The 23,182-nt window shown below is 63.8% G+C and carries 21 protein-coding genes; 5 read left to right on the top strand and 16 right to left on the bottom strand.

From position 1 onward, the window contains the following. Positions 1-41 precede the first annotated feature (41 nt). The gene (locus Q7T45_RS28010) at positions 42-815 is read left to right on the top strand and encodes a hypothetical protein (RefSeq protein ID WP_304875356.1); all 774 of its coding nucleotides are present in this window, start codon (positions 42-44) and stop codon (positions 813-815) included. An 83-nt stretch (positions 816-898) separates the two neighbouring features. On the opposite strand, the gene Q7T45_RS28005 is transcribed toward Q7T45_RS28010, so the two are convergent. After that, positions 899-1,582 carry a class I SAM-dependent methyltransferase gene (locus tag Q7T45_RS28005; RefSeq protein ID WP_304875354.1) on the bottom strand — a complete coding sequence of 228 codons (684 nt, stop codon included), beginning with the start codon at positions 1,580-1,582 and terminating at the stop codon, positions 899-901. A gap of 155 nt (positions 1,583-1,737) precedes the next feature. On the opposite strand from Q7T45_RS28005, the gene Q7T45_RS28000 reads away from it, so the two are divergent. Both Q7T45_RS28000 and Q7T45_RS27995 read left to right on the top strand, forming a co-directional pair. Further along, positions 1,738-2,763, top strand: coding sequence for a GlxA family transcriptional regulator (locus Q7T45_RS28000; RefSeq protein WP_304875352.1), 1,026 nt, complete (start codon positions 1,738-1,740; stop codon positions 2,761-2,763). A 158-nt stretch (positions 2,764-2,921) separates the two neighbouring features. Further along, on the top strand, positions 2,922-5,702 hold the full coding sequence (locus Q7T45_RS27995) for an EAL domain-containing protein (RefSeq protein WP_304875350.1): 2,781 nt from the start codon (positions 2,922-2,924) through the stop codon (positions 5,700-5,702). Between the two features lie 186 nt (positions 5,703-5,888). Here Q7T45_RS27995 and yghU read toward each other — a convergent pair whose 3' ends face one another. The 12 genes from yghU to Q7T45_RS27935 form a co-directional block, all read right to left on the bottom strand. Next, positions 5,889-6,779, bottom strand: a complete 891-nt coding sequence (gene yghU, locus Q7T45_RS27990; RefSeq protein ID WP_304875348.1) for a glutathione-dependent disulfide-bond oxidoreductase — start codon at positions 6,777-6,779, stop codon at positions 5,889-5,891. A 121-nt stretch (positions 6,780-6,900) separates the two neighbouring features. Beyond that, the gene (locus Q7T45_RS27985; RefSeq protein ID WP_304875346.1) at positions 6,901-7,764 is read right to left on the bottom strand and encodes a sugar phosphate isomerase/epimerase; all 864 of its coding nucleotides are present in this window, start codon (positions 7,762-7,764) and stop codon (positions 6,901-6,903) included. After that, on the bottom strand, positions 7,764-8,957 hold the full coding sequence (locus Q7T45_RS27980) for a dihydrodipicolinate synthase family protein (RefSeq protein ID WP_304875344.1): 1,194 nt from the start codon (positions 8,955-8,957) through the stop codon (positions 7,764-7,766). Before Q7T45_RS27980 ends, Q7T45_RS27985 begins: the two co-directional genes overlap by 1 nt. Positions 8,958-8,968: 11 nt before the next feature. Then, entirely contained in the window at positions 8,969-10,120 is a 1,152-nt protein-coding gene (locus Q7T45_RS27975) for a Gfo/Idh/MocA family protein (protein ID WP_304875342.1), read from the bottom strand. Further along, positions 10,117-11,532, bottom strand: coding sequence for a hypothetical protein (locus Q7T45_RS27970; protein ID WP_304875340.1), 1,416 nt, complete (start codon positions 11,530-11,532; stop codon positions 10,117-10,119). The genes Q7T45_RS27975 and Q7T45_RS27970 overlap by 4 nt, the downstream gene beginning before the upstream one ends. Before the next feature lie 12 nt (positions 11,533-11,544). Beyond that, positions 11,545-12,396 (bottom strand): ABC transporter ATP-binding protein, encoded by an 852-nt coding sequence (locus Q7T45_RS27965; protein ID WP_304875338.1) that lies wholly within the window; start codon positions 12,394-12,396, stop codon positions 11,545-11,547. 213 nt (positions 12,397-12,609) lie between these two features. Further along, a complete protein-coding gene (locus Q7T45_RS27960; RefSeq protein ID WP_304875336.1) occupies positions 12,610-13,599 on the bottom strand; it encodes an ABC transporter substrate-binding protein in 990 nt (329 codons plus the stop codon). A gap of 61 nt (positions 13,600-13,660) precedes the next feature. Then, complete coding sequence (locus tag Q7T45_RS27955) at positions 13,661-14,470, bottom strand: ABC transporter permease (protein WP_304875334.1); 810 nt, start codon at positions 14,468-14,470, stop codon at positions 13,661-13,663. A 336-nt stretch (positions 14,471-14,806) separates the two neighbouring features. Beyond that, positions 14,807-15,241, bottom strand: coding sequence for a hypothetical protein (locus Q7T45_RS27950; RefSeq protein ID WP_304875332.1), 435 nt, complete (start codon positions 15,239-15,241; stop codon positions 14,807-14,809). A 148-nt stretch (positions 15,242-15,389) separates the two neighbouring features. Continuing rightward, complete coding sequence (locus Q7T45_RS27945; RefSeq protein WP_304875331.1) at positions 15,390-16,097, bottom strand: TetR/AcrR family transcriptional regulator; 708 nt, start codon at positions 16,095-16,097, stop codon at positions 15,390-15,392. 198 nt (positions 16,098-16,295) lie between these two features. Continuing rightward, positions 16,296-17,138, bottom strand: a complete 843-nt coding sequence (locus tag Q7T45_RS27940) for a VOC family protein (RefSeq protein ID WP_304875330.1) — start codon at positions 17,136-17,138, stop codon at positions 16,296-16,298. Further along, entirely contained in the window at positions 17,135-18,394 is a 1,260-nt protein-coding gene (locus Q7T45_RS27935; RefSeq protein ID WP_304875329.1) for a Glu/Leu/Phe/Val dehydrogenase, read from the bottom strand. The genes Q7T45_RS27940 and Q7T45_RS27935 overlap by 4 nt, the downstream gene beginning before the upstream one ends. 224 nt (positions 18,395-18,618) lie before the next feature. Between Q7T45_RS27935 and Q7T45_RS27930 the strand changes: the two genes are divergently transcribed. Continuing rightward, positions 18,619-19,512 carry a sugar kinase gene (locus tag Q7T45_RS27930; protein ID WP_304875328.1) on the top strand — a complete coding sequence of 298 codons (894 nt, stop codon included), beginning with the start codon at positions 18,619-18,621 and terminating at the stop codon, positions 19,510-19,512. 44 nt (positions 19,513-19,556) lie between these two features. Next, a complete protein-coding gene (locus Q7T45_RS27925) occupies positions 19,557-20,489 on the top strand; it encodes a ribokinase (protein WP_304875326.1) in 933 nt (310 codons plus the stop codon). Here Q7T45_RS27925 and Q7T45_RS27920 read toward each other — a convergent pair whose 3' ends face one another. The 3 genes from Q7T45_RS27920 to dctP form a co-directional block, all read right to left on the bottom strand. Then, complete coding sequence (locus Q7T45_RS27920; protein ID WP_304875324.1) at positions 20,490-21,770, bottom strand: TRAP transporter large permease; 1,281 nt, start codon at positions 21,768-21,770, stop codon at positions 20,490-20,492. It lies immediately after the preceding gene. 15 nt (positions 21,771-21,785) lie between these two features. After that, the gene (locus tag Q7T45_RS27915; RefSeq protein WP_304875323.1) at positions 21,786-22,358 is read right to left on the bottom strand and encodes a TRAP transporter small permease; all 573 of its coding nucleotides are present in this window, start codon (positions 22,356-22,358) and stop codon (positions 21,786-21,788) included. Between the two features lie 158 nt (positions 22,359-22,516). Next, positions 22,517-23,182 (bottom strand): TRAP transporter substrate-binding protein DctP (gene dctP, locus Q7T45_RS27910; protein WP_304875321.1); only part of this gene is annotated, 666 nt, incomplete at its 5' end.

The following is a 23,182-nucleotide window of genomic DNA, read 5'->3' as shown; positions in this document are numbered from 1 at the left end:
ATGGCCCTTTAGCGTAAGTTCGTCGTGGGGGGACTTCTGGGATGGACTTCGCCGATTATCCGCTGCCGCTTATATTTGTCGCTGGCATTGTCGGCATCCTCACCGCCAGCGAGATCGGCCGTCGTTTTGGCCTGCTCAGCAGTAGGCGGAGTCGGGAGAATATTTCAACATTGGAGGGTTCGATCCTGGGGCTGCTGGCTCTGATGATCGGCTTCACCTTCGCGATGGCCCTATCGGGGTTCGAGCAGCGGCGCGGCGCCGTGCTGAACGAAGCAAATGCGATCAGCACTGCCACGCTACGTGCCCGTCTGCTCCCCGCTCCACACAGCACCGAATGCATCAAGTTGTTGCGCGAGTACGTACAGGTTCGGCTGGACATCACACAACGCGTGCTGCCTCCAAAAGAGAACACTGCCGCGATAGTCCGGTCGAGGGCCATCCAGGAGGCTCTTTGGCAGCAGGCCAAGGCAATAGCCGTAAAGGACAACGCGGTGGTTCCAACGGGGCTCTTCATACAGGCACTGAACGAGACGTTCGACAGACAGGAAGCGCGGCACGCGGTTTTACTCAACCGCGTGCCGAACATGGTACTGATAGCCCTGTATGGTCTTGCAATCGTCGCAGGCGCCTTCGCCGGCTATGCTGCCGGGCTGGATGCACAGCGCTCGCGGCTCCCGATCTTTACAATGGGCGTGCTGGTCTCGATCGTGATATTCTTGATCCAGGACGTCGATAGGCCGGGACCCGGCCTCATTGCTGTCAGTCAACAGCCGATGCTCGATGCAGCCGCGAGCATTGCGGCTTTTGCGGACTAGCCACATTTGACGCGGCGGCGCGCCAGCCCGCCGGCGCGGCTTTTGCCACCGCCGCCAAGCGGACGGGACGGAAAGCGCGGGGCCTAATCCGCGCCTCCCGCGGCAAGTTTCTCCGGCACGGATCGAGCCGCGTGGTCGCGCCGCACCCAGGCCTGACCGGAATAGTGCATGCCGAGCAACATCCGCGGCAGCGAGAAGCGCTCGACGACCACGTCGTCGGTTGCAAAGCCCGCGGCTTCGATCACCGCAACGGGATCGCGGGTCAGGTGGCAACCGCCGAACAGTCCGCGCCAAGCGCCGTTCAAGCCGCGCTGCAGGCTTCCCCGCCAGCCATCGGCCCTCGCATGCTCGCAGAACAACAGCTGCCCGCCCGGCTTGAGCACCCGCCGGATCTCGTCGAGGGCCTTCAACGGTTCGCCAATCGTGCAAAAAGCATAGGTCACCACCACGGTGTCGGCCATGGCGTCCTTGAGCGGCAGCTTCTCGCCGATGCCTAGCCGCAGCTCGGCCGGGAAGGCCATCTTGTCGAGCTCCTTCTGCGCCAGCTTGATCATCGCCTCATCGGGCTCGATGCCGATCAGGAGGTCGACATGCCGCGGATCGTACCAGGGCAGATTGAGGCCGGAGCCGAAACCGACCTCGACCACGATTCCCCTGGCGCGAGGCACGATCCGCCGGCGCATCGTCGCAAATTCCTCGACGCTGCAGCCGGCATGAACCAGCCGCGGCGAAATATGGCGATCGTAGAAACTCTTGCTTTGACACATCGAATTTGACCTTTTCGAAATCCGTACCCCGGCTCGAACGCGCGCGCCCAATGCGTCGTTTGGTCGTCCTGATAGAGCTGGCTGTCGCCGGCCGTGAGTGGCAAAATGGCCGCTTCCGAGGCAATCGAGCCAACTCGATGCGAGATCAAATACATGTGAGCCTGGTTGTTTTCCCGGAATGCGATCCGTCGATCGTTTACGGCGTCTTCGACACGCTGTGGGCCGCGGGCCGCGACTTCAGCGACAACGAAGATCATCCGGTTTTCAACCCGCGAATCGTGTCGACCTCGAAACAGGCGATGCAGCTCGTCACCGGCGTCAGCATCATCCCGCAGGATGGCATCAACGAGGTGAACCGGACCGACGTCGTGTTCGTGCCGAACGTCATGGTGAAATCGGCGGCCTGCCTCCGGGGGCTGGATCGCAGGTTGCTGGACTGGATCAAGGCGATGCATGGCCAGGGCGCGGCGCTCTATGCGGCCTGCGGCGGATCGCTGGTGCTCGCCGAAGCCGGGCTGCTCGAGGGCGAAGCGGCGACGACGCACTGGAGCTACGCGCCGCTGTTCAAGCAGCAATATCCCGACGTGACTCTGCACGCCGACCGCCTGATCGTTCAGAGCGGCGATGGCCACAGCATCGTTTGTTCGGGCGGCGCGTCGTCATGGCAGGATCTGGCGTTACTGCTGGTGGCAAAATTCGCCGGCACCGCGGAAGCCATCCGGCTGTCGAAACTGTTCCTGTATCAGTGGCACCGCGACGGACAATTGCCCTATGCCTGCATGATCCAGAACGTGAACCACGGCGACGCGACGATCGAGCGCGCGCAGCAGTGGATCGCGGAGAATTACGACAAGGCCGATGTCGTGAGCGATTTGGTCCGGCAATCCGGCCTGCCGAAGCGCAGCTTCGACCGGCGATTCAGGATCGCCACCGGCTATTCTCCGCTGGCCTATATTCAGGCGTTGCGGATCGAGGAAGCCAAGCAGCTATTGGAAACCACCAGCACGGCCGTCGAGGCGATCGGCCGCGAGGTCGGCTACGAGGATGCGTCGTCGTTCCGTCGGCTGTTCCGGCGGCTGGCCGGCATCGGCCCCGCGGAATACCGGCGGAAATTGCAGCCACCGAAGATGATCAGGGAAATCGACCGCGTCGGCCACGGTCCGGGTTCGCCGGTGTCTTGATCGTTCCCTCCCCCGTAGAACTACCGGCCGCGCTCGCAAACCGGCCTTTAAGAATTTGCGGCAGACTGACGCCTCAATTCATTTGAAGCGCCCCCCGCTGTCAGACCGGGGATCGGCGATCCAGATTTTCTTATCAGTTCGTTCAGGGTGTATCGCCTGTGAGTATCCGCGTCCGCCTGTTATTGCTGGTGTTGGGCACCGCTCTGCTGCCGGCCATCCTGGTGGGTTGGCGGTACTATCAGGATCGCGGCAAGGACATCGACGCTGCCATCCGTGGTTTGGCCGCGACGGCCCGCTCCATCGCAACCAGCCTCGACACGCGGATCCAGGGCACCAGCCAGCTTCACGTCGGTCTGGCGCGGGCCCGCGACCTCGCCAGTCCCGACAAGGCAGCATGTTCCGGTTTCCTTTCCGAGGTTCTCGCGAAGCATCCCCAATACACGGGCATCCTGACCATCGATCCCAATGGCGGCCTGTTATGCGACTCGTTGCGCACCGGGCGCGTGCTCGACCTGCGCGATCGCAATTATTTCAGGCAGGCCTCGAACGCAGCCGATAGCATCGTCATCGAGCCGGTGTTTGGACGCCTCACCGGCTCCGCGGTGCTGCAAATCGCCTATCCAGTGCGTGATGCGTCCCAGCGGCTGCAGTTCGTCCTGCTGGCCTCGCTTGACCTCACCAGGTTCATGAAGGAGCAAACCGAAAATTTACCGCGCGGCTTCGAAGTCTTGCTGGTTGACCGCAAGGGCGCGGTATTGAGCCGGTCACCGGCGCCGCTTGGGGGCGACGGGCCGGGCACTTCGATCGCGGATTCCGCCCTGTTCCGCGTTGCGGCGGATCGCGGCGGCTCGAAAGAGCTGGTGAATCCCAGCGGCGAAACCCGGGTCTGGTCCGCAGCCGAGACGCTCGCTGTCGGCGGCGTCAATTTGCATGTCATGGTCGGTCGTTCAAAATCCGAACTGGTGGCGGCGCCAAACCGCCGTCTCGCCGAAGACATGACCATCCTCGGTGTGCTCTCGCTGTTGCTGTTCGCCGGCGTCTGGTTGCTGGCGGAAGTCGGTATTCGCGTCCAGATCAGCCGTATCGCGACCATGGCCCAGCGCCTCGGTGCCGGCGACCTCAGCGCGCGGGTTCCACCGCCCTATCCCAGGGGCGAACTTGGCAGCCTGATGAGGGTTCTGAACGGGACCGCCGCGTCGCTTGAACGACAGCGCCATGACATCGAGGACCTCAACGAAAAGCTCCTGCAGTCGCAAAGCCTTGGGATGCTGGAAAAGCAACGGCTCGATATCGCGCTCGACCACATGACTCAGGGCCTGGTTTTGTTCGACGGGTTGGAGCGGCTGGTCATCTGCAACCAGCGTTACATCGAGATGTACGGGCTTTCGCGGGACGTGGTCAAACCCGGCTGCACCCTGCGTGAGCTGATAGCACATCGAAAGCAGGCAGGATCGTTCAAAGGCGACGGGGAAGTGTATTACGCGACGATCCTGGATGACGTCTTGCAAAAGAAGGTGACACAGTTCGTCTTGCCAACCGCCGACGGACGTTCGATCCAGGTGGTGAACCGGACGGTGGCGGGCGGCGGGTGGCTGGCCACGCATGAGGACATCACGGAGCGCGCGCGGTTCGACGAGCGGATCGCGCATATGGCGCATTACGATGCGCTGACCGACCTGCCGAACCGGGCGCTGTTTCGCCAGCAGCTTGCCGCGGCGCTCGACGGCCTTGCAGAAGGCGGACAGCTGGCGGTGCTCTATATCGACATCGATGAATTCAAGAGCGTCAACGACCTGCTCGGACACCCGATCGGCGACGAACTGCTGCGAGCGGTGGCCGGCCGCCTGCGCGGGTGCCTCGCGGCCACCGATTTCGTGGCCCGGCTGGGCGGCGACGAATTTGCCATCATCCAGATGGCGGTCGAGCGGCCGGCGGACACCACACACCTGGTCGAGCGAATCTACACCGCGATTCGCGAGCCGTATGACTGCGCAGGTCATCTGCTCGCCACCGACGCCAGCATCGGCATTGCACTGGCTCCGCAGGACGGCGCCGATCTCAACGAGCTGTTGAAGCATGCGGATCTGGCGATGTATGCCGCCAAGGCCGACGGGCGGCGCACCTCGCGCTTCTTCGAACCGGCCATGGATGCACGGATGAAGGCGTTGCGTCTCTTGGAGCGTGATCTGCGTCAGGCGATCGCCGTCGGCGGTCTCGAGCTGCACTACCAGCCGCTGGTCGACCTCGCGGATAACGCGATCAGCGGTTGCGAAGCGCTGCTGCGCTGGCATCACCCGACAAGGGGTCCGATCTCACCCGCGGAATTCGTCCCTGTGGCCGAGGAAACCGGCCTGATCATCCCGCTCGGTGAATGGGTACTGGCCGCGGCCTGCGCCGAAGCCGCAACATGGCCGGATCACGTCAGGGTAGCGGTCAACGTCTCGCCGGTTCAGTTCCGAAGTCAGGCTTTCGCGTTGAAGGTCGCCGCTGCGCTCGCGGCCTCCGGCCTCCCGGCCCACCGCCTCGAACTGGAGATTACCGAAGCAGTTCTCATTCGAGACGACGAAGCCGCACTGGCCATGCTGCACCAGTTGCGCAGCCTCGGCGTGCGCATCGCGCTGGACGATTTCGGCACCGGCTATTCCTCGCTGAGCTATCTGCAGCGCTTCCCGTTCGACAAGATCAAGATCGACCGCTGCTTCATCAAGGACGTCGCGGAAGCCGACGGATCGGCCTGCATCGTGCAGGCCGTCGTCAACATCGCCACCGCCAGGCACATGACGACGGTCGCGGAGGGCGTCGAGACCCCGGCGCAACGAACCATGCTGCGCGCGCTCGGCTGCAACGAGATGCAGGGCTATCTGTTCAGCCCGGCACTACCGGCAACGCAGATCCGGCTGTTGCTCGCCTCGCGCCGCAGGGTGGCCGGCGCGGCCTAAAGCGGCGAAACCCATTGGCGAGGAAATTGTCGTCGGGATCCCCAAATTCCAAGGGTGAGCAAAGGCGCCCCTTGGCGTCGTGCCACCATCTTCCCGCAAAACATCATGGTGGGCACGCCATCGGGGCGCGCGTTCGCGCGACCCGATGGCGTGCCCACCCTACAATTTGTCCGGTGATACCATCAATCACGCCCCGGCCGCAGCCGCCTGCCCGGCCTCGACCTTGTCCTGCGTCTTTGTATCGAAATCGCCGGCATCGTGGCGTTCGTGCAGCTGGCTCGAGGGCTCGCCCCAGGTGCGGTTGACCATCCGTCCCCGCTTGACCGCCGGGCGCGCGGCGATGGCGTCGGTCCAGCGCTGCACGTTCTTGTACGACTGCACATCGAGGAATTCGCCGGCGCCGTACAGCACACCCTTGACCAAGCTGCCGTACCAGGGCCAGACCGCGATGTCGGCGATCGTGTAGTCCGGGCCTGCGAGATATTCACTCTCTGCAAGGCGCCGGTCGAGCACGTCGAGCTGGCGCTTCACCTCCATCGCGAAGCGGTCGATGGCGTATTCGATCTTGCTCGGCGCATAGGCATAGAAGTGTCCAAACCCGCCGCCGAGATAGGGCGCGGCGCCCATCTGCCAGAACAGCCAGGACAGGCATTCGGCGCGGGCCGCCGTGTCGGTCGGCAGCAGCGCCCCGAATTTCTCGGCCAGATGCACCAGGATGGCGCCGGATTCGAACACCCGGATCGGCTTGGGGCCGCTGCGGTCCATCAGCGCCGGGATCTTGGAATTCGGGTTGACCGCCACGAAGCCGCTGCCGAACTGATTGCCGTCGATCTTGATCAGCCAGGCGTCGTATTCGGCGCCCTTATGGCCGGCCGCCAGCAGCTCCTCCAGCATCACCGTGACCTTGACGCCGTTCGGCGTCGCCAGGGAATAAAGCTGCAGCGGATGGCGGCCGACAGGCAATTCCTTGTCGTGGGTTGCGCCTGCGATGGGACGGTTGATGCCGGCGAACTTGCCGCCGCTCTCCTTGTTCCAGGTCCAGACTTTCGGCGGTGTGTATTCGGCGGGCTCGGTCATTGGGTTGGCTCCAGGCAGCCGGCGGTTTCGCCGACCAAACTGATATCAACAAGGTTGGGACGAACCGCAAGGGCTGGGCGCGGCCCGCGACGGCAATGCCCCAATGCAGAATGGCGTGAGCTCATACCACCGAGCGATGCCGCTCGATGCAGATCCGCAGCACCTCGTCCATCGGCCGGCTCCACCAGACTTCCGAAAAGATTTCGATCTCGGAATAGCCGGCAAAGCCCTGCGCCTCGACCGCGGCCCGCACCGATTTGATGTCGATCACGCCGTCGCCCATCATCCCGCGATCGTTGAGGATGTCTTTGGTCGGCACCAGCCAGTCGCAGACGTGGAACGCCAGAATCCGGTCCTTTCCGGCGCGCGCGATCTGCGGCAGCAATTCCGGGTCCCACCAGATGTGATAGACGTCGAGCGCGACGCCAAGCGCGCCGGTGCGGGCGGAATCGAGCCGGTCGCAGATATCGAGCGCCTGTTTTGTCGTGTTGACGCAGGCGCGGTCGGCGGCATAGGCCGGATGCAACGGCTCGATCGCCAGCGGCATGTTTGCCTGCCTTGCATATTCCATCATCTCGGCGATGGCGTCGTCGACCTGCGTCCGTGCCTCCGCGATGTCTTTTGAAACCGCACTGCCCGGCCGCGAATATTGCGGCAGGCCGCCGGCCACCAGCACGATGCAGGGCGCGCCGAGCGCCTTGGCCTCGTCGACCGCGCGGCGGTTGTCGTCACGCGCCTCGGTGCGGTGCGCGGCGTCTGCCGTGAACATGCCGCCGCGGCAATAGCCCGTCAGTTCCAGCCCGGCGTCGCGCACCGCGCGCGCCGCGCGGTCGAGTCCGACCGCCGCGACCTGGTCGCGCCAGGGATCGATGGCGCGGATGCCATGCCGCGCGCAGGCGTCGATGATCTCGATGAGGTCGCCCTGCTTGCGGACCGTCGCGGTGTTCAGCGACAGCCAGCGATGGTCGGCCGAAAAATCCCGCATCACGCCTCGATACCGCGCAAGCTGAGCACCGCCTTGATCCGCCGCGTCGCCAGTTCAGGGTTGGAAAGCAATCCCGCCTGGTCCGCCAGCCGGAACAGCTCGGCCAGATGCAGCGTCGAGCGCGTGCTCTCCTGTCCGCCGACCATCGTGAAGTGGTCCTGATGGCCGTTGAGATACGCCATGAAGACGATGCCGGTCTTGTAGAAGCGCGTGGGCGCCTTGAAGATGTGGCGCGACAGCGGCACCGTCGGGCCGAGCACGTCGTGGAAGCCGGCTTGGTCGCCGGCCGAAAGCCGCGACAGCGCGTAGGACGCCGCCGGTGCAATGGCGTCGAAGATGCCGAGCAGCGCGTGGGAAAAGCCCTTGTCGTCGCCGGCGATCAATTCGGCGTAATTGAAATCGTCGCCGGTATACATCTTCACCTTGGGATCGAGCCGGCGGCGCATGTCGATTTCGCGCTGCTTGTCGAGCAACGAGACTTTGACGCCGTCGACCTTGGAAGCGTTGCCATTGATGATGCCGACCGCGATATCCATCGCGGTATCGAGGCTTTTGGTGCCCCAATAGTTCGCCAGCGCCGGGTCGAACATGTCGCCGAGCCAGTGGATGATCACGGGCTCGCGGACCTGCGACAGCACGCGGTTATAGACCTTGGCGTAGTCGTCGGCGCTGCGGCCGAGCTTTGCGAGAGCCCGCGACGCCATCAGGATGATGCGCCCGCCGGCCTTCTCGACCGCCGCGATCTGCTCCTCATAGGCGCGGATCACGTCGTCGATGGTCCTGGCATCCTCCACCGCGAGGTGATCGGTGCCGGCGCCGGAAAACACCAGCGCGCCGCCCCTCGCCTTCGCCGCGCGCACCGAGCGCTGGATCAGTTCCAGCGAGGTCGGCCAGTCCAGCCCCATGCCACGCTGCGCGGTGTCCATGGCTTCGGCGACGCCGAGACCGAGGTCCCAGATGTGCTCGCGGAAGGCGATGGTGCGGTCCCAGTCCACAGCGGCGTTCAGCCAGGGATCGACGTCGGCGAGCGGATCGGCCACCACATGGGCGGCGGAGAACGCCACGCGGTTGAGCGTGCCCTCGAGTTTTTGAGGAAACGTGCGCGACGCCGCCAGCCGATAGGTTTCGATCGAACGATCCGCCTTCGGCAGCTTCAGCTGATACGACGAGACGGGCATAACCGGCTTGTTCATGATCCCTCTCCTCACACCTTGATCGGGGCGACGTCGATCCAGCGCCGCTCGCGCCAGCTCTGCAGCGCGCATTCGGCGAGTTGCACGCCCTTGGCGCCTTCCAGCAGCGTATACTTGTAGGGCGCGTCTTCACAGACATGGCGGATGAACATTTCCCACTGCTCCTTGAAACCGTTGTCGTAGGTCGTGTTCTCCGGCAGCTTTTGCCAATCGCCATAGAAATCGTGGGTCCGCTTCTCGTCCGGGTTCCATACCGGGCGCGGCGTCGCCTGGCGGGCCTGGATCACGCAGTCGGAAAGCCCCGCCACGGCCGAACCGTGGGTGCCGTCAACCTGGAAGGTTACGAGATCATCGCGGTAGACCCGCGTCACCCAGGACATGTTGATATGCGCGATTACACCGCCCTTCAGCTTGAAGGTGGCGTAGGCGGAATCGTCCGCCGTCGCCTTGTACCTCTTACCCTTTTCGTCCCAGCGGTCCGGAATGTCAGTGGTGCCGAGGCAGCTGACGCTTTCGACGTCGCCGAACAGATTGTCGAGCACGTAGCGCCAGTGGCAGACCATGTCCAGAATGATGCCGCCGCCGTCCTCGCTGCGGTAATTCCACGACGGCCGCTGCGCTTCCTGCCAGTCGCCCTCGAACACCCAGTAGCCGAATTCGCCGCGTACCGAGAGTATCCGGCCGAAGAAGCCGGAATCGCGCAGGAAAGCGAGCTTCTTCAGGCCGGGCAGGAACAGCTTGTCCTGCACCGTGCCGTGCTTGACGCCCTTGGCGGCGGCGAGCTTCAGCACCGCCACGGCCTCGTCGAGGTTGGTCGCGATCGGCTTCTCGCAGTAGACGTGCTTGCCGGCATTGATCGCCTTGGTCAGCAGCGACGGCCGCGCCTGCGTGGTGGCGGCGTCGAAGAAGATGGTGTCGGTCTCGTCGCGCAGGGCGCCATCGAGGTCGGTGGTCCAGCGCGTCACATTGAAACGCCTGGCCAGTCCTTCGATTTTTTCCGCGTCGCGGCCGACCAGAATCGGATCCGGAATCATCCGATCGCCATTGCCGAGCAGCACGCCGCCGGAATCGCGGATCGCGATAATCGAGCGGATCAGATGCTGGTTCAGCCCCATGCGGCCGGTGACACCGTTCATGATCACGCCGAGGCGGTGCGTCGTCATATTGATTGCTCCTGCAGGGTTTTTGCTTTTGGTTGCTGGAGCGGCGACAGCGCCGTCCACTCCGGATGAACTTTCGAGGCGAAGCCCGGCGCCGTCAGCGATCCCGTCAGGAGATCGCCGTCATGGATCGCGAGCCGGATCGTTGCGCCGTCGCGCATGTAGAGATCGGGATGCGCCGACAGGAACGCTTCGGCCTCGGCCGCCGGGGTATCGGCAAAGCCGTCGACATAATGATGGCCGTTGCGCTCGGCATGGGTGACGCCGATCAGCGCGCCGAGCGCCAGATCCTGCTGCACGCCGAGGCCGGCCTGGCAGGTCAGGTCCTCGCCCGAGATGAAAAACCGCTCGCCATCCGCGCTCCATCTGGCAGCGCGGGTGGCGTTGACGACAGACTTGTAGATGCCCTTGCAGGATTTCGAGGAGATGCCGCGATAGCCGAGCGCGCGGGCGGCCGGGAAAGCGTCGTAGCTATCGTCGGCCTCGTCGATGATGATGTCGCGCCGCGAAAGCGCACCGAGTGGCGACTGCCTGAAACTGTCGCGCGGCATCGGCTGCTCGATATACAGTAATTTGATCGCAATCGGTTTTAGCGCGGCATCGCGGTCGAGCCGCTCGACCAGCGCCCCAAGTGCCATGAGATCGGCATATTGCTCGTTGGCGTCCAGCGTGACGCTGTAGTCATGCGGCAGCGTGGTCAACTCATTGCCGATCCGGATCAGCCGCGCCGCGTCGGCCTCGGGATCACCGTTGAGCTTGAGCTTGAAATAGCGGGCTCCGGCGTTTTCCCTGACGTCGGCGACGCCGCCCTCGCCCTCGATCTGATCGTCCATGCCGACCGTGTGCCGGATCGCGACGCGTTCCAGCCGCTGGCGCCCGCGAAGGAATTGCGCGATGTCGGCATCGCCGAGGTCAGGCGATAGCCGGGCATTGATCCCGGCGATATTTTGCGCCATGCCGTCAAAGAAGTTCACGCCAAGCCCGCGCAGCAGCGCATCCAGGATCGCCTTGTCGATTTCCGCCGGCCCGAAGCCGGCGGCGAGCGGCGGGATGTCCTCCTTCGCGCAGGCCTCGACCTGCGCGGCGATGACAGCGGCGTGGTGCCCGAAAGCCGTGTCGAATCCGGATCGCGCCAGATAAAGATCGCGCGCGATCGCCAGCGAGCGGCGCAATTCGTCGACGGTCTGCGGCGGGGTCAGATGCGCGCGCTTGTCGAACCATTTCGAGGCCATCAGCTCGGCGCTGGCGCCGACCGACGTACTCTTTTCCTTGCCCTTGTCTTCGATCTCGATTTCGGCGCGCACGAACGCCTGCGCCGAGGCGTTGATCACCACACTGCCGAACCGGAACGGTTTTGAGAATGGAACCGGCCGCTCGAAAAGCGAAATATCCCGCACGGCGATACGTGGCGGCATGATGTCCCTGCCTTAGTCCAGCGTGCTCTGGGTGAAGAAATGCTTGCGGATGCGCTGTACCAGTTCGGTGAAAACGGGATCGGCCATGGCGTCGAGCGAACGTGGCCGCGGCAGCGGCACGTCATAGATCGCCGCGATCGAGCCCGGCCGTTCGGTCATCACCAGCACGCGGTCGGCGAGGAACACGGCCTCGGGAATCGAATGCGTGATCAAGAGTACGGTCTTGCCGGTCTCGCGCTGGATCCGCATCAGCTCGACATTCATGCGCTCGCGCGTCATGGCGTCGAGCGCGCCGAACGGCTCATCCATCAGCATGATCTTGGGATCGTGCACCAGCGCCCGGCAGATCGAAGCCCGCTGCTGCATGCCGCCGGACAACTGCCACGGCAGCTTCTTCTCGAAACCTTCGAGCCCGACCAGCTTCAACAGACCTTTCGCGCGCGGCAGGTATTTGTCGCGCGGCAGCCCCTTCATGTCGATCGGCAGCATCACGTTGGCGAGGATGTTGCGCCACGGCAGCAGCAGCGAATTCTGGAACACGATGCCGACATTGCCATGCGGTTTTGTCACCGCCTCGCCTTCGACGAACACCTCACCGGTCGAGGGCGCCAGAAGGCCGGAAATCATTTTCAGCAAGGTGGACTTGCCGCAGCCGGACGGACCGACCACGACAAAGAACTCGCCGGCATTGATGTGGAAGTCCAGCGGCTTCAGCGACACCACCTCGCCATCGCGGGAGCGGTAGGTTTTTGATACGCCGGACAGTGTGATGCCGGACTTGCCGTCGCCGGCCGCGCGGTCGGACACCACGCGAAGATGCGCGGCTGATGGATTTGTAACGGCTGGGCTGGTCGCTGCGTTCATTCAGAGAGATCCGTTCTGACTTACCCTCCCCTGAAGGGGGAGGGTCGGCTCGCATCGCAGATGCGAGACGGGGTGGGGTGACGGTCTTTCGACTCAGGCACCGTTCGAGGTGAGAGACTTTCACCCCACCCCGCCGCTCATTGCATTCGCGTCGACCCAAGAGCGAGCTTCGCTCGTCTCGACCCCTCCAGGGGAGGGTAAGGCGCGCCTGCCCTACTTCGGCAGATAGTCGTTCGTATAAAACGCCTTCGGGTTATCCTTGGCCTTGGCTTCGAGGCCGCCATACTCGACCATCAAATTGACGCTGTCGGTCATGTTGGCGTCGGTGACCTGGAACGGCCGCTTGCCCTTGGTTTCCGCCGTGCGGTACAGCGGGATCGTCAGCTCAAAACCCTGGGTCAGCGTTTCGATCTTGCCGCCCTTCGGATTGGCGTCGAGGATCGCCTGCGCCGCGCCCTTGGGGTCCTTCTCGGCGGCTTCGACCGCCTTGGTCGAGGCCGACATGAAGCGCTTGACGAGGTCGGGATTGGCCTTGACGTAGTCGGTGTTGGCGACCAGGCCCGAACAGATCATGTTGATGCCGTAGTCGGCGAACTTGATCGGGTAGACGTCCTTGCCGGTGGCGTCCTTGATCTTCATCGACTGGTCCATGACGTAGCCGAGCAAGAGGTCCGCCTGGCCGTTGATCACGGCGTTGAGCTTGGTCTGGCCGTCGCCGGCCACCGTCTTGAAGTCGGCTTCCTTCAACCCGGTCTTCTTCAGGAACAGCGGCCAGATCTGGGTCATGGAATCCGCCGGCGTAATCGCCACCGTCTTGCCCTTGATATCCTCGGGCTTCCTGATGTTCTTCTCGACAAAGCCCATCGCCGACATCGGGCTGGTCTGCAGCAGCACGCCGGTGGAGACGATCGGCGCGCCCTTGACCGCCGCGCGCATCATGGTGGGCACGTCGACATAGCCGAAGTGGGCGGTCTTGGCCGCGACCGCCTGCGTGGTCGCGGCCGAGCCGCGGCCTTCCTGGATTTCGAGATCGATGCCTTCGGCGGCATAGATGCCCTTGGCCTTGCCGTAATAGAACGGCGCGTGTTCGCCATAGACGTACCAGTTCAGCATCAGCACCACCTTGTCGGCCGCCGCTGCGGGAACTACCGCCAACGCCGTCCAGATCAGGGCCGCCGAGAATGCCGTCAGAAATCGCACCATGTCATTCCTCCCGTTTGGTGTTTTATCACAGCCCTTCGCGGGCCGCTTTTCTCTCTTGATCTCACGCCGCAAACAAGAACTCGTCGCGCTGGCTGACATGCCAGGGAATTACAAAGCGCTCGATGCGATCGACGATCCAGAACAGCACCACGCCGAGCAGCGCCAGGATCACCAGCGCCGCGAACATCGTCGGCAGATCGAACGTGCCGATCGAACGCTGCAGCACGTAGCCGATGCCCGAATTGGAGCCGACGAATTCGCCGACCACGGCGCCGACCACCGCCAGCGTCACCGAAACTTTCAGGCCGGAGAAAATCGCCGGCATCGCATGCGGCAGGTTGACCGCGCAAAACACCTTGAAGCGGCTGCCCTGCATGGCGCGCGCGAGATCGACCATGTCGGGATCGACCGACTTGAACCCCTGCACCGCCGACACCACCACCGGAAAAAACCCGAGCAGGAACGCCGAAATGACTTTCGGAATGATGCCGAACCCGAACCAGACCACGAACAACGGCGCGATCGCGATCTTCGGCACCGACTGCGAGAACACCAGCAGCGGATAGATGTAGCTTTCGACCGTCTTCGATCCCGCGATCAGCATGGCGACGGGAATGCCGAACAGCGCCGACAACAGAAAGCCGCAGATCGTCGCATAGGTGGTCGGCCAGGCCTGCCGCAGCAGTTCCGGCCAGTCGCTCCACAGCACCGCCAGCACGTCGCCGGGCGCCGGGATTTGATACGGCGGAATCCGGAACAGCCGGATGGTGAGATCCCAGGCCACCACGATGAACAGCAGGAACAAAACCGGCCGAACCCACGCCGCGTTCAGCGCCCTGGACACCGCTCCTGGGCCTTTCGGCTCCGCCACGCTTCGCTCCCTGGTTGATCGTCTCGTTTGGACGTCTTGGCGGACAAATTAACTTGTTGGATAAATACTGTCTAGGGGGGGCGGGGGGCAATTTTGGTGCGTGCCCGGTCCACGGATGCGCGGCCGCTGAATGCGCGCACGGAGCCAGTCATCGGGCGTGCAACGCGCGACCCGTTGGCTCCCAATGACGTTGATAGGCTGTTTGAAACTCGAAGAATCCGTAGCCCGGATGGAGCGCTTGCGAAATCCGGGGCCAGCGCCACGTTCAAACCCGGATTGCGACATCGGACGGCGCGTTGCGCCGGCCGCTGGCTCCATCCGGGCTACGAGACTGAACTAGTAGCAGCGCATGATATTGACGGTCCGCTCCGCGCCGTTGCGGCCGGGAACGGTGACGGTCTCGGAGGGACAACTCTGCACATAGGGCCGGTCGGAAGGTGTGACCATCGGCGGAAAGCGATGCGGCCAATCCCAGGGAACATCCTGGGTGTAGGTATAACGGATGTCGCCCTTGATCGTCTGATTGACGTCCGCCGCCATGGGTTGTTCGCCATAGGACGACGGCCCATAGGCATAGCCTCCAGGCCAGAACGCTCCGGGATGGCCTCGCCGGTGATGCCCGACGAACGGCGCTCGGGGAAACGAATGCGTCGAAGCAACGCCGGCACGGGGCCCTGCTTGCGCCGACCTGGCGAAACTGTCGTTCGCCGCAAGTATCAGCACTGCGACGCTGAGGAGGGCGATCAACGCCCCATACATCCGATACGCCATGGTACGCACTCACCCGTTGGTTACTGAGCAGTCCCCCAACGCAGGCTAGGCCTACGCCCCGGCGCCCACAAATACATAATTAACGTTTGGTTAAAACGTAATATTAACAAGGGGGAACTATCGCTTTCGCCCGCCGATGCAGATCCAATCACGCCGGCTGCTGCACCGCCGCACGCGCCTTCGGCGTCTTGCCCTTGCCAAAACTGGCCGCCGATTTCCCGGTCAGCGCCGCCAGAACCAGCGCGACCATGTGCGCCAGCCGCTCGTCTTTGGCTTCCTTGCCCAGCAGGTCGCGACCAAAAATCACGCTCAGCGTCGCCGAGTTCGAGAGGTAGAAAAAGCACAGCGCCGCGATCGAGATGTAAAGCTGCACCGGATCGACCGCGACGACGAAATCGCCGCTTTCGACGCCGCGCCTCACCACGGTGCGGATCATCTCGACGAACGGCGAATGCATCGATTTGACTTTTGTGGATCGCTTCAGATGGCGCGCCTTGGCGAGGTTTTCGGTGTTCAAGAGCGCAAGGAATTCCGGGTTCCTGATGAAATAATTCCAGGTGAAGCCGATCAACCGCTCGATTGCGTCGGGCGGATCGAGGTGTTCGAGATCGAGCCCGCGCTCCTCGGCCCGGATCTGCTCATAGGCGCCTTCGAGCACCGCGAGATAGAGATCGTCCTTCTTGCCGACGTGGTAATACAGCATGCGCTTGTTGGCGCCGGCCTTGGCCGCGATGCGGTCGACCCGCGCGCCGGCCAGGCCATGGGCGGCAAATTCCTGCTTGGCGGCCTCCAGGATGCGAATCCGCATGCCCTCGGGATCGCGCTGCCATTTCAGAGCTTGCTTTGCCTTGGCCAAGATGGGTGCCCGGTGAGAGTGTGAATTGTGGAGCGCTTCTTACCCTACCCTGGAGGGGGAGGGTCGGCTCGCATCGCAAGATGCGAGACGGGGTGGGGTGACGGTCCCTCAACGCGAACGCCGCCCGAAACGATAGACTGTCACCCCACCCCGCCGCTCATTTCATTCGCGTCGACCCTCCCCCTCCAGGGGAGGGTATTACACCCCCGCCGACCGCTCCACCAGCAGCGTGGGGATGCCGCAGGTGCCGCTGCGCACGGTGACCACCCGCGTGCCCGGCTTGCGGCCGGTACGCACCTCGGACACGTCGACGCCGGCGGCGGCGAGCCGGGCCCGTGTTGCATCGGCGTCGGCGACGCGCCAGCTCAGGCCCCACAGCCGGTCGCGCGTGGCATCGAGACCGTTGCCGGGCCTGTGCACGACCTCGACGACAAGGTCGCCGCAGCGGAAAAACATCAGCCGGCCCCAGTCCGGATGCGAACGGTCGAACCGCATGTCGAGCCCGAGCCGTGCGCCGTACAGTGCCGCCGCCTGTTCGGGATCGCCGGTCGCGACCACGACGTGATCCATCGCGGTGATCGAGGCTGCCCCGGTGCGCACCGACAGCGGGCGCTCCCTGGGCAATTCGAGGAAGAACAGCCGCACGCCGCGCGTGGCGTCGGTCGCAGCCCGGGTCCGCTTCCACGACAGCGTCGCGCCGGTCTCGGTATCCTGGCTGTCGGCCTCCGCGACCGGTTCGGGCTTGAGCGACAGTCGCTCCAGCCGGCGATACATCTTGTCAATATCAATGGTGCGGAAGCACAGGCTGGCCAGCCCCTCGCCCTGCTTCGCAATGACGTTGCGGATCCGCTCCGCGGTGGCGCCCTCGCCGGCGGGCGACATCAGTTCCAGCGTCATGTTGTCGAGCGTGAACAGCACCCGCTCGGCGCCGTCGCCGCTGCTGCGCCACGCCGGCGTACGCGCGAACAGGGTCTGGTAGGCCGTGGCCGCGGCAGCGAGGTCGCTGACCAGAATGACGACGTGGTCGAGCCCGCTGATCACGGAAAAAGTCCACGGGTGTTCTTGGCGGCGCGGACTTTTTCCACGCCGATCGCCATGGCGGCGGTCCGGTGCGGGATATTGTCGGCCCTGGCGCGCGCCACCATCGTGTCGAAGGCGCGGTCGAGGATCTGATATTCGCGCCGCGTCACTTCCTCTTCTTCCCAGAACAGTTGCTGCAAGTCCTGCACCCATTCGAAATAGCTGACAATGACACCGCCAGCGTTGCAGAGGACGTCGGGAATCAGGAAGACCTCGTCCTGGCGCTTCTCCAGCACGAGGTCGGCGTCCGGTGTGGTCGGGCCGTTGGCGCCTTCCGCCAGCACCCGGCATTTCAGGTTTTCCGCGACCTTGGCGTCGATCACGCGTTCCATCGCCGCCGGCACCAGCACGTCGCAGGGCAGCGTCAGGATATCAGCGGGATCGAATTGCAGCTGGCTGGAAAAGCCGGCGATGCTGCCGTGCTTGCCCGCGTGCCGCATCAGCGCCGGGATATCGAGGCCGGCCGGATCGTGCAGCGCGCCGGTGTGATCGCTGACCGCGATCACCTTGAGGCCGAACTGCTGCAACTCCAGCGCCGCGTAGGAGCCCACATTGCCGAAGCCCTGGATCACGGCGGTGGCGCCATTCAGGCTGATCGATAATTCATTCAGCACGCGCTTGGCGAGATGTGCGACGCCGCGCCCGGTAGCTTCGCGGCGTCCCAGCGTGCCGCCGGAGGCCACCGGCTTGCCGGTGACGATCTCGGTCACGGTGCGGCCCTGATACATCGAATAGGTGTCCATGAACCAGGCCATCACCTGCTCATTGGTGCCCATGTCCGGCGCCATCACGTCGGTATGGGGACCTACGAACGGGATCATTTCCTGCATGTAGCGCCGCGAAAGCGACTCCAGTTCGCGCTTCGAAATGGTGGACAGATCGACCCGGACGCCGCCCTTGGCGCCGCCATAGGGCAGCCCCACAAGCGCGCATTTCCAGCTCATCCAGATCGCCAGCGCCGCCACCTCGCCGATATCGACGGACGGGGCAAACCGGGTGCCGCCCTTGGTCGGGCCGAGCGTGAGATGGTGCTGCACCCGGTAGCCTTCGAACACCGTGATCGAGCCGTCGTCGCGATGGATCGGACAGGAGATGATCACCGCCCGCTTCGGCAGCAGCAGGCGGTCGCGCTCGTCCATCGGGATCGACAGATGATTGGCGATCACCCCGAACTGGTTGACCGCCATCTCGAACACCGGACCGGAATAGACGGTCATCGTTCCCTCCCCTTTTGTCCTGCTGGCAGGAACCCGGAGCGGCACAGGCCGTTAGCCCGGCTGCACGCCGACGACACTTCAGCACGGTCGTAGTCCCGCCCTGCGGTTATCTCAAGCGATTAAGGTGGCACGCTTGCGAATAATTTCAGCGAATAGTCCGCCATAAGCGGTGCTAATGTATCGCTGCCGGCCGGGACCACCCCTCAGCCACCACGGACAGATTTATGCAGGCGCTCTTCATCGGACAGACCTATATCGACGTAACCTTCATCACCGACCATATGCCGACCGGCGACGAGAAGCATGTCGCTTCCGCCTACGCGGTCTCGTTCGGCGGCAACGCGGTCACCGCGGCATTCTGCTGCGCCAAGCTCGGCATCATACCCGACCTGATCGCCACCGTCGCCAATGACTGGCTGGGACGCATGTTCCAGGACATGAGCGCGAAGTACGGAATCTCGATCCATCCGCGCAAGGTCAATTCGTCCTCGCTGTCCTTCATCATGCCGAAGGACGGCAAGCGGGCGATCGTGCGCTGCCGCGACGACGAGCATATCCATCCCTTCCCGCTGTTGAACCTCGGCGGCTGCCGCGCGCTGCATGTCGACGGTCACCAGCCCGACGCCGCGATCCATTACGCCAGACTGTGCCGCGAGGCCGGGATCCTGACCTCGCTCGACGGCGGCGGCCTGCGCACCAACACCCACGAGCTGCTGGAATTCATCGACGTCGCCATCGTCGCCGAGCGGCTGTGCGAGCAGATGGATATGACGCCGGAGAAGATGCTGGATTATCTCAAGAGCCGCGGCTGCCGGGTCGGCGGCGTCACCCTCGGTGAAAAAGGCCTGCTCTGGTACGACGAGACCGGCGCGGTTCACACCCTTCCCGCGCTGCCGATCCCGCGCGAGCGCGTGCTCGACACCAACGGCGCCGGCGACGTGTTCCATGGCGCCTATGTCTATTCCTATCTCGCCAATCCCGGCAAAAGCTGGCACGACCATTTCGAGTTCGCGCGCGCAGCCTCGACCTACAAGATCCAGCGCCTCGGCAACGAAGCCGGATTGCCGACGCTGCCCGACATCGAAGCCGTCAGGCAGGAGTTTGGTGTCCGGGTCTGATCACCTCTCGCATTACCTCTCGTCGGACTTCCTGGGGATAAAGCATGGGCCGCGTCTTCGTTGCCGGCAGCATCAACATGGATGTGGTGGCGACGGCCGACCGGCATCCCCGCATCGGCGAGACCGTCGCCGGCACCGCGCTGCTTTACTTTCCCGGCGGCAAGGGCGCCAACCAGGCGGTATCAGCCGCAAAGCTCGGCGCCCCGACGACGCTGATCGGCCGACTCGGCACGGATGCATTCGGCGATCAGTTGAAGGCGTTCCTCGGCGCGCAGGGGGTAGACCTGAGTTTTGTGCAGGCAGCCGCTGGCGCCCAGACCGGAACGGCCGTCATCACGACAGCCAATACCGACAACACCATCGTCGTCATTCCCGGCGCCAATGCGCTGGTGAGCACCGCCGATGTCGCCTCGCCTGTCCTCGCCAAAGGCGACATCGCGGTCAGCCAGTTCGAGATTCCGCTGCCCACGATCGGCGCCTTCTTCAAACGCGCCCGTGCCGCCGGCGCGACCACCATCCTCAATCCGGCGCCCGCCGTCGAATTCGGCGCTGAACTGCTCGAGCTCGTCGATATCCTGATCCTCAATGAAACCGAACTCAGCCTGCTGACAAAGACCGAGCTTCGCGACACCGACGATCCCGCGCGCTTCATCGAGGCCGCGCGTTCGCTGCCGATCGGCAATGACAGCATCATCTGCGTGACCCTGGGCAAGCGTGGCGTGCTGGCGCTCATCAATGGCGAACCAACGATCGTTGCGGGCCGAACGGTGAAGGCTGTCGATACCACCGGCGCCGGCGATTGTTTTGTCGGCGCGGTCGCAGCGCTGCTTGCTGGCGGCCAATCCATTGGCGACGCGCTGGATTACGCCAACGCCGCCGCCTCGATCTGCGTGCAGCGCATGGGCGCCGCGCCGTCGATGCCAACAGCGGCGGAGATTGAAGCCGTACTCTCCATGGGTCGTCGCGGGGGAAACTAACTACTTCAACATCCCCATGGTGCGCGGCAGCCACAGCGTCAGTTCGGGGATCATCGTGATCGCGATCAGCGACATCATGAGCGGTATCAGCCAGGGCAGAATCGCCATGGTGGTCCGCTCGATCGACAGTTTTGCAATTCTCGATAAGACGAACAGCACCATGCCGAGCGGTGGATGCAACAGTCCGATCATCAGATTGAGCGTCATCACCACGCCGAAATGAACCGGGTGGATACCCACTTTGAGGATGATCGGCATCAGCACCGGCACCAGAATGCTGATCGATGCGATCGGCTCCAGGAAGCAGCCGACGATGAGCAGCAGCACGTTGATCAGGAGCAGGATGATGTATTTGTTGTCGGTCAGCTGCAGCAGCGCCTCGGCGCCGGCTTCCGTCAGGCGCGTCGTCGTCAACACCCAGCCGAACAGCGAGGCCGCGGCAACGATCAGCAGTACACCGGACGTGGTCTCGATGGTGTCCATCGTGACCTTGTAGAACTGCTTCAGCGACAGCGAACGGTACAGGAAGATGCCGAGCATCAGCGCCCAGGTGCACGCCGCGATCGCGGCTTCAGTCGGCGTGAACCAGCCGAAGGTCATGCCGCCGACGATGATAACCGGCGTCATCAGCGCCGGCAGAGCCGCGATGAAGGTCTTGAACAGAACGTCCCAGCGAAACGACTGATCCCGGCCCATGCCGTAACGCCGCGCGCAATAGCTGACATAGAGCATCATGAAGAGCGTCATGACGACGCCGGGGATGAAGCCGCCGAGAAACAGCGCGCCGATCGAGACGTTGCCCATCATGCCGTAGATCACGAACGGCAGCGACGGCGGAATGATCGGACCGAGCGTGGCGGAGGCTGCGGTGACGCCGACCGCGAATTCAGTGCTGTAGCCGTGGTCCTTCATCGCCTTGATCTCGATGGTGCCGAGGCCGGCGGCGTCGGCAATCGCGGTGCCGGACATGCCGGCGAAGATCACCGATCCGAAGATGTTGACGTGGGCGAGCCCGCCCTTCATCCAGCCGCAGGTCGCCACCGCGAAATCATAGATGCGGTTGGTGATCCCCGCGGAATTCATCAAATTGCCGGCGAGAATGAAGAACGGCACCGCCAGCAGCGGAAAACTGTCGAGCCCTCCCGCCATCCGGTGCAGGATCACGAAATCGGGAATCCCGGCGATGAAGTGGGTGTAGAGCAGCGACGAGAACGCCAGCGCGATGAATACGGGAATTCCGGCCAGCAACGTCGCAAAGAAGACGAAAATCAGGATCGGCATCGGTCAGCCCGGCTTTCAATCGGCGTGAATTTGATCGGTGACGTCGGGTGCCCGCCGCCAGCCGTCGCGCGCGTTGTTCCAGACCACCTGGATCTGGCGCGCCAGCATCATGAAGCAGCCGAGGCCGACGAGGCCGTAGACCAGACTCATCGGCATGTCGAACACGGTCATCGGCTGCGAATGCATGCGCTCGACGATCGTCACCGAGAAATACGCCAGCAGGCCCATGAAGCCGAGCGTGATGAAATCGACCAGCGCCAGCAGCGCAGCCCGAACGGGGCCAGGCCCCATCAGATTCGACACCAGCTCGACCGCAATATGCGCCTTCTTGCGCGTCACCACCGCGCCGCCGATGAACGCCAGCGACATCAGGCCGTAACGCGCGATCTCCTCGGTCCAGGCCAGGCTGTCGTTGAGGATATAGCGGGTGAAGAACTGCAGGAAGACGATGAATGCGAGCGCCCAGAACAGCACGAATGCGATCCAGTCCTCCGGATGGTGCTCGATCACGACCTCTTCGTCCTCGACGACGATCAGGTGAACGTCGTCGGACGGCGCGGCGTTGGTGGATTTGGGGGTGGTGTTCATGCGGAGGTCCGTTTGCACGATCTGCAACTCGTCCCCGCGAACGCGGGGGCCCATACTCCGCGGCGCCGGTGATGACGAAAGGTGTCTGCCACCTTGCGCTACCGAAACGACACGGCGTATGGGTCCCGGCGTTCGCCGGGACGACCCGTTGAGAGCTATTACTTCAGCGCCTGAAATTCATCGTATTGCGCCTGGGTCCAGCCGGCGCCGGCCGAGGCGTCGTTGTGCAGCGGGATCGCCGCCTTGCGGAAGGCTTCGCGATCGACGGTGACCACGGTCTTGCCGAGCTTGCGCAGCTCGTCCGCGATCTTCTGCTCGGACTCACGAATCTGATCCGACGATTTGGCCGCCGCCTGCACCAGCACTTCCTCGAACACCTTCTTGTCGGCATCCGACAGTTTCGACCAGACATGGGTGCCGGTGATGGTCAGCAGCGATTCGATGATGTGCCCGGTCAGCATGACGTGGCTCTGCACCTCGTAGAACTTCTTGGCCATGATGGTCGGCAGCGGGTTCTCCTGGCCGTCGACGGTGCCCTGCTGCAGCGCGAGGTACACCTCGGCGAACGCGATCGGCGTGGCGTTGGCGCCGACCGATTTCGCCAGCATCAGATAGAGCGGTGCCGGCGGCACCCGCAGCTTCATGCCCTTCATGTCCTCGGGCTTCTTGATTTCCTTGTTGGCGGTGACCATGCGCTCGCCGTAATAGGTCAGCGCGACGATCTTGTGCCTGGTCTTGTCCTCGTAACCCTTGGCGATGTCGCGGAACAGCTTGCTGTCGCGGTAGGACTTCCAGTGATTGAAATCGCGCACCATGAACGGCGC

It is taken from the genome of Bradyrhizobium sp., assembly GCF_030646015.1.
GTDB lineage: Bacteria > Pseudomonadota > Alphaproteobacteria > Rhizobiales > Xanthobacteraceae > Bradyrhizobium.
The sequence above is the reverse complement of the archived record's forward strand: the minus strand, read 5'-3'. Positions and strand labels throughout refer to the sequence as shown.

Coding starts and splice junctions, on each gene's coding strand:
- Q7T45_RS27920 (WP_304875324.1), bottom strand. CDS start 21,770: ATGCCGATCCTGATTTTCGTCTTCTTTGCGACGTTGCTGGCCGGAATT.
- Q7T45_RS27975 (WP_304875342.1), bottom strand. CDS start 10,120: ATGACGACGCACCGCCTCGGCGTGATCATGAACGGTGTCACCGGCCGC.
- yghU (WP_304875348.1), bottom strand. CDS start 6,779: ATGACCGAGCCCGCCGAATACACACCGCCGAAAGTCTGGACCTGGAAC.
- Q7T45_RS27950 (WP_304875332.1), bottom strand. CDS start 15,241: ATGGCGTATCGGATGTATGGGGCGTTGATCGCCCTCCTCAGCGTCGCA.
- Q7T45_RS27970 (WP_304875340.1), bottom strand. CDS start 11,532: ATGCCGCCACGTATCGCCGTGCGGGATATTTCGCTTTTCGAGCGGCCG.
- Q7T45_RS27925 (WP_304875326.1), top strand. CDS start 19,557: ATGGGCCGCGTCTTCGTTGCCGGCAGCATCAACATGGATGTGGTGGCG.
- Q7T45_RS28010 (WP_304875356.1), top strand. CDS start 42: ATGGACTTCGCCGATTATCCGCTGCCGCTTATATTTGTCGCTGGCATT.
- Q7T45_RS27930 (WP_304875328.1), top strand. CDS start 18,619: ATGCAGGCGCTCTTCATCGGACAGACCTATATCGACGTAACCTTCATC.
- Q7T45_RS27960 (WP_304875336.1), bottom strand. CDS start 13,599: ATGGTGCGATTTCTGACGGCATTCTCGGCGGCCCTGATCTGGACGGCG.
- Q7T45_RS27915 (WP_304875323.1), bottom strand. CDS start 22,358: ATGAACACCACCCCCAAATCCACCAACGCCGCGCCGTCCGACGACGTT.
- Q7T45_RS27965 (WP_304875338.1), bottom strand. CDS start 12,396: ATGAACGCAGCGACCAGCCCAGCCGTTACAAATCCATCAGCCGCGCAT.
- Q7T45_RS27980 (WP_304875344.1), bottom strand. CDS start 8,957: ATGAACAAGCCGGTTATGCCCGTCTCGTCGTATCAGCTGAAGCTGCCG.
- Q7T45_RS27985 (WP_304875346.1), bottom strand. CDS start 7,764: ATGCGGGATTTTTCGGCCGACCATCGCTGGCTGTCGCTGAACACCGCG.
- Q7T45_RS27935 (WP_304875329.1), bottom strand. CDS start 18,394: ATGACCGTCTATTCCGGTCCGGTGTTCGAGATGGCGGTCAACCAGTTC.
- Q7T45_RS28005 (WP_304875354.1), bottom strand. CDS start 1,582: ATGTGTCAAAGCAAGAGTTTCTACGATCGCCATATTTCGCCGCGGCTG.